At 48.2% G+C, this 6,276-nt stretch carries 3 protein-coding genes; 1 reads left to right on the top strand and 2 read right to left on the bottom strand.

The window, feature by feature from the left end:
* Positions 1-118 precede the first annotated feature (118 nt).
* Positions 119-1,249, bottom strand: coding sequence for a glutamine-hydrolyzing carbamoyl-phosphate synthase small subunit (gene carA, locus HMPREF3050_RS05565; protein ID WP_070773928.1), 1,131 nt, complete (start codon positions 1,247-1,249; stop codon positions 119-121).
* Positions 1,250-1,636: 387 nt separating this feature from the next.
* On the opposite strand from carA, the gene pilC reads away from it, so the two are divergent.
* Positions 1,637-4,900, top strand: coding sequence for a PilC family type IV pilus tip adhesin (gene pilC, locus HMPREF3050_RS05560; protein WP_070773926.1), 3,264 nt, complete (start codon positions 1,637-1,639; stop codon positions 4,898-4,900).
* An 88-nt stretch (positions 4,901-4,988) separates the two neighbouring features.
* Here the strand turns inward: pilC and HMPREF3050_RS05555 are convergent, their stop codons facing one another.
* Positions 4,989-6,254, bottom strand: a complete 1,266-nt coding sequence (locus HMPREF3050_RS05555; protein WP_246830232.1) for a sulfate ABC transporter substrate-binding protein — start codon at positions 6,252-6,254, stop codon at positions 4,989-4,991.
* Positions 6,255-6,276 lie beyond the last annotated feature (22 nt).

The following is a 6,276-nucleotide window of genomic DNA, read 5'->3' as shown; positions in this document are numbered from 1 at the left end:
AGACGATTGGGTTTTCAGGCTGTACAGATGTTGAGAGGGGGCTGAATTTATATTTTTGAAGTTTGGTTTTCAGACGGCCTGTTGTCGAGTTGAGTGTGGCCGTCTGAAAAAATCAGCTTTATTGTTTTGCTGCTTTGATATTGTCAATGAATTTGTCGAATAGATAGCCGACGTCTTGCGGGCCCGGGCTGGCTTCGGGGTGGCCTTGGAAGCAGAATACAGGTTTGTCTGTCAGTTCGATGCCTTGCAAGGTGTTGTCGAACAAGGATTTGTGGGTAATGCGTGCGTTGGTGGGCAGAGTGTCGGCATCGACGGCGAAACCGTGGTTTTGGCTGGTGATGACGACTTTGCCGCTGTCTAAATCTTGTACAGGGTGGTTGGCACCGTGATGGCTGAAGCGCATTTTCAGGGTTTTGGCGCCGATGGCGAGGCTGATCAGTTGGTGTCCTAAGCAAATGCCGAAAATCGGTTTGCCGCTTTCCATCAGTTTTTGTACGGCTTTGATGGCGTAGCCGCAAGGCTCGGGGTCGCCGGGGCCGTTGGATAGGAATACGCCGTCAGGATTGAGTGCCAAGACGTCTTCCGCGCTGGTTTGTGCGGGAACGACGGTCAGGCGGCAGCCGCGTGAGGCGAGCATGCGCAGGATGTTGGTTTTGACACCGAAATCGTAGGCGACGACGTGGTAAGGACGTTCGGAAGGTGTAACGAAACCTTTGCCCAATTCCCATTCGCCTTCGGTCCATTCGTAAGTTTCTGTGCAGGAAACTTCTTTTGCCAAGTCTTTGCCGACCATGCTGCCGAATGCGGCAATCAGTTCTTGCGCTTTTTCAACCGTAGCGTCCACGCCGGTCAGAATTGCACCGCCTTGCGAGCCTTTTTCACGCAACAGGGTGGTCAGGCGGCGGGTATCGATATCGGCGATGGCGACGGTTTTGTTGCGTACCAAATAGTCGTGCAGGCTTTCGGATGCGCGGAAGTTGCTGTGCAAGAGCGGCAGGTCGCGGATAATCAAACCGGCGGCGTAAACGCTGCGGCTTTCTTCATCTTCGGCGTTGGTGCCGGTGTTGCCGATGTGGGGGTAGGTGAGGGTAACGATTTGTTTGCAGTAGGAAGGGTCGGTCAGGATTTCCTGATAGCCGGTCATGGAAGTGTTGAACACGACTTCGCCGGAAGTCGAACCTTCGTAACCGATTGATGTGCCGTGAAATACGCTGCCGTCAGCGAGAACGAGAAGAGCCGGAGTGGTCATGATGAATCCTGTTTGCCTGATGATGGTCGGTTTGCAGAAACGGACAGGGGTCGTCTGAAAATTGTTTACAAAAAAGACCGCCTGAGAAAATATCGGCTAAAAAAAAACACGCCCCGCAGCCTTGATTTTGCTGCGTAACGTGCTTTTTCAGGCATAGCTGCCTATGCCGTAGAAGCAATGCATTCTACGTCAAAAAGCCGCATCGTTCAAGCCGTGACGTGGCAACGGATTTTGCCTTTACAATCGCGCCGCCTGTTTCATTTTCGCCATTGTTCGCCGCGTCAGATAAAAAAAACAGCCCGAACCCCACATAAATGACATCGTAAATGTTAGAATCTCATTCCGAGAAAATAAAAACAACGTCATCATCCGTCAACCGACGATTTTATGAAAAAAGAACGCATTATGAAAAACAAACCTTCACGTTGCCCCGGCTCCATCCGTCCGATGATTTACAGCATCGCCTCCGCGCTCGCCCTGATGGGGGGGGCGGCAAATGCTGCGACAAGCGAGTTCGCCAAAGTCCCACTGTATCTGCAAAATGAATCTAAAATCGATAAACAGCCTGAAGTTAAACACAACATTATGCTGTTTATTGATGATTCGGGTAGTATGGATTTCAGTTCTATCAACGGGAGACCTATTTCAGTAAGGAATGGCAATACATCTCATGAATCGCGAATGAGGGTTGCCAAAAGAGCTCTACGTGAAGTGCTGGGTAAATATGGCAAAGATTTTAATTGGGCATTACAAACTTTGAATAATTCGGGGGGGGGAGATACTACCGATGAGGAAGGATTTGATGTTCCAGCGGCTGAAATTGCAAATAGGGTAGAATGGATTCGTCCCGAAGGGGGAACACCAACTACCTCACGTTATTTCGAGTTGGTCAGTCAAATTGTTATGCCGAAAGTGAAATACCGTTGTCAGAAATCATATGTGGTTTTGATGTCGGATGGTGATGCCAACCTGAGCTGTAGGCGGGATAATACGGGGAGAATCTGGTCTAGGCCCGATTTTGGATATGGTTATGATCGCTACTCGAAATATTACAATAAAAATAGATATATAAGTAACCCATTTTATAAGGATAGCATTCCATACAATGAGGCATATAATTATTTTGGTGCTAGACCTCATGGCTTCTGCCAATATGAACAAGGGGGGGCGTACGATACCTCTTGGGATAGAAATGATGGCTTAGCCTTCTTTAGCAAAAAACTTGCGGAAAAAGATTTTAAAACCGAAGGAATGGATTATGCGGGTAAAAGCTGGAACGGCGATCCTAAAGATCCAGCGGATTACAGCAAACAACTGGTGCAGACCTTTACCGTAGGCTTCGGGCAAGGTATTACGAATTCAGGAAAGAGGTATTTACAGCTGGCTGCTAGCCGCCCCGAGTATTATTACGAGGCAGATAAACCCGAAAGTTTGTCGAAGGCATTTAACGACATTGTAGAGCAGATTAAATCTGACACGAAAAATGTGGGTTATGACGATGTAGGTGCGACCGCGCCTGCAACGACCAGCAGCAGCCTTCCTGGTATGTCGGCAGTTATCGGCTTGAAAACGAACTCTTGGAGCAGCCAGATTATTTTCCAAAGATTAGGGAAGGATGGCCGACGCAGTGAAGAATTGAAACAGTACCCGTCGTTTGCAAACCGTAAAACCCTGATTAATACGGGTTCCAGTACTTATTTTATTAATAATATTCCCAATAATACTTTAAACAATGCCTATTTTGATATTGCAGATAATGGTAAAAATTCGGGTGAGTGGCGTGATTTGCTGAATTGGACGGGTCGTGTTGGTGATGATAAGTCAATACAAGATAAGTCGAAAAACACACCGTACAGTCAGGTTTACCGTATTCGGGAAGGTGATCAGCGCGATTTAGGCGATATTTTGGACGGTTCGGTTGCTGCTGTCGGTAATAAGACCAAATATAAAGTTGGCAGCGATACTATCGAGCGTCAGAAATATATGGTTGCGGCTGCGAATGACGGCATGGTGCATTTGTTCCAAACCTCGTCAGATGCAAATCATCCGTATGAGCTGAAAGTCAGTTACATTCCTTCGACAATGGAGCGGGATGTCGCAGACGGCAATAATGTGAAAACAGTTACTTTGGCAAAGGTTTTGAAAAATATTGCCAAAGACAGCTATACATCGTCTATTACCAATCATGAATATATGATTAACGGCGGATTTACCTTGCGTCAGACTCCGGAAAATGATACTCAGCGCGTATTTATGTTCGGTGCGATGGGGCAAGGTGGTCGTGGTGCGTATGCCCTGAATATCGGCGGTAATGTAGATAAAGCTACCAAAACAGGTTTGGATGTCGCCGATACCGAATGGAATAAAACAGTTCCATTGTTTGAAACCATTAAAGGTGAGAAAAACACATTGGGCTATACCATCGGTACGCCGCAAATCGGACGCGTCTCAGTTAACAGACCTGCTGATAACGGGCGTGTAGATACAAAAGAAAACATTCGCTATGCGGGTTTTCTTGCCAGCGGTTATCGTGTTGAAGATAAAACCGATGCGAAAAACGAAACTGCATTATACATATATGAAATGTTAGGCAAGGAAGTAGGTACGGGCGATAAACGCGGTAGCGGTACAGGTAAAGCACCGGGCGAATTGTTGAAAAAAATCGAAGTCGAAGGCGGTGTAGGCGGTCTGTCCACGCCGACCCTTGTGGACACCGATTTTGACGGTGTAATTGATGTTGCCTATGCGGGCGACCGTGGCGGCAATATGTATCGTTTCGACCTGCGCGGCGAAAAACCAGACAACTGGAAGGCTGTTAAAATCTTTACGGGTTCGCCCAGCAAACCGATTACCTCCGCGCCCGCCGTTTCCCGCCGCAGAGCAAACGAATATGTCGTGATTTTCGGTACGGGCAGTGAGATTTATCAAAATGATCTGACCAATAAAGACAAGCAGTCTATTTACGGTATTTATGAAGATTTGACACCGAATCAGACCGTAACCGCTGCTTCCGAAAGTGATTTGCAACAACAAGAGTTTCGTCCTGAAGAAAAAGGAAAAGAAGGTTATATTTATCTAACTAACAACCAGGTTGCCAAAACCCAAAAAGGTTGGAAAATCGATTTGCGTGATGGTGAACGGGTAAACGTCAAACCGACTATGATCTTGCGTACTGCTGTTGTGACTGTGCGTCGCTATGATTCTGTTACAGAAGAAAAATCTGCTGGTGCCGATGTTTGTTTGCCAACCAGTACAAGTGTAAAAACTGTGGCAAAAACTTCGTTCATTGGTGTGAATGCTGATAATGGAGGTGCATTGAACGCACGCAACGCACGCTTTACACCTGATAATGTTATCCGAAAATTGGACGGCTTCGGTATGCAATACGCCAATGGTTTGACTCGGGATGGGGTTATCAGCTTTACCTTCCTCAATCCGAGCAAATTGGATGATTCCCCTGTGACCGCAGACGGGGACTCAGGAGGTACGGGTACGGATAAAGAGCTATCAGTTACGTCGAGTACGCCAAATAATAAATGCTTCTCCAATAAAGCAACCCGCAGCCTGCTGTTAAATAAGGGGGAGTCTCTGACAGTAGAAGGCCGTATCTGTGGTCTGCAACGTATCAGCTGGCGCGAGCTGTTTTTCTGATTGGTTCGTGTAAGCGTATGAAGACCAAGAGGTCGTCTGAAAACGTGGAAACAGGTTTTCAGACGACCTTTGTTTTATCTGAATGCAATCAGCTTTGCGGTCGGTAAATCTTATCGAATACGCCGCCGTCGTTGAAAAATCGTGCTTGTGCTTTGCGCCAACCGCCGAAGGTTTCGTCGATGCCGACCAGTTTTAAATCGGGGAAGCGTGTTTTAAATTCGGCGCGTACGGCTTCGTCGGTGGGGCGGTAGAAATGGCGTGCTGCCATTCGTTGCGCTTCTTTGCTATACAGCATTTCCAAATAGGTTTTGGCGATTTGTTCCGTGCCTTTTTCTTTTGCTACTTCGCTGACCACGGCGACGGGCGGTTCGCACAGCATGGATATTGACGGCGTGATGATTTCAAATTGGTTCGGATTCTCCTGCAAGGCGAGGTGCGCTTCGTTTTCCCATACCAGCAAAACATCGCCTAGTCCGCGCCGTGTAAAGGTAATGGTCGAACCGCGCGCGCCTGCATCCATGACCGGCACGCGGCGGTAGAGTTCGGAGACAAACTGTTCTGCCGCCGCATCTCCGCCTTTTTCTTGTGCGTACGCCCAAGCCGATAGGAAATTCCAGCGTGCGCCGCCTGAGGTTTTCGGATTTGCCGTGATGATTTGTACGTCGCCTTTGACCAAGTCGTCCCAGTCATGAATCTGCTTGGGGTTGCCTTTGCGTACGAGGAACACGATGGTCGAAGTGTAGGGCGTGCTGTTGTGCGGCAGGGCTTTTTGCCAATCCGCCGACAAGAGTTGTCTGCCTGCTTTGCTGTGATGGAGCGCGTCGATGTCGGATGCCAGCGCAAGCGTTACGACATCGGCTTTCAAGCCGTTTTGCACGGTCAATGATTGTTTGCCCGAACCGCCGTTGGAGAGGCGGATATCTGCTTCCTGTCTGTGTGTTTTTTGCCAGTAGTGTTGGAAAAACGGGTTGTATTCGCGGTAGAACTCGCGTGTCGGGTCGTACGATACATTCAACATGACGACGCGCTCGGGTTTGCCTTTGCTCGACGTGCCTCCGGACTGCCCGCATGAGGCGAGCCACACCGTCGCGCCGATGAAGATAATGCCCAGCCATGATTTGAGTCCCATCATATTTTCCTTATCAGACAAATACTTGAGCGGGGAATATAACAAGGCGGGAATCGCGCGGGAAATATTGTTTGCTTCTTTGGATATAACGGAAATGCGTTTGCGGCAATATGTGGCTTGGTGTTTGCAGTTATGGCGTTTGAGAGGATGAATAACGGAAAGGTCGTCTGAAAACGGATTTCGGTTTTCAGACGACCTTTTGTCAATGATGAACCATGCAGACAATGCCTAGCTGTGAACGCTGTTT

The sequence above is a fragment of the Neisseria sp. HMSC065D04 genome (genome assembly GCF_001815675.1).
Classification (GTDB): Bacteria; Pseudomonadota; Gammaproteobacteria; order Burkholderiales; family Neisseriaceae; genus Neisseria.
This window is presented reverse-complemented; position numbering and strand designations above follow the sequence as displayed.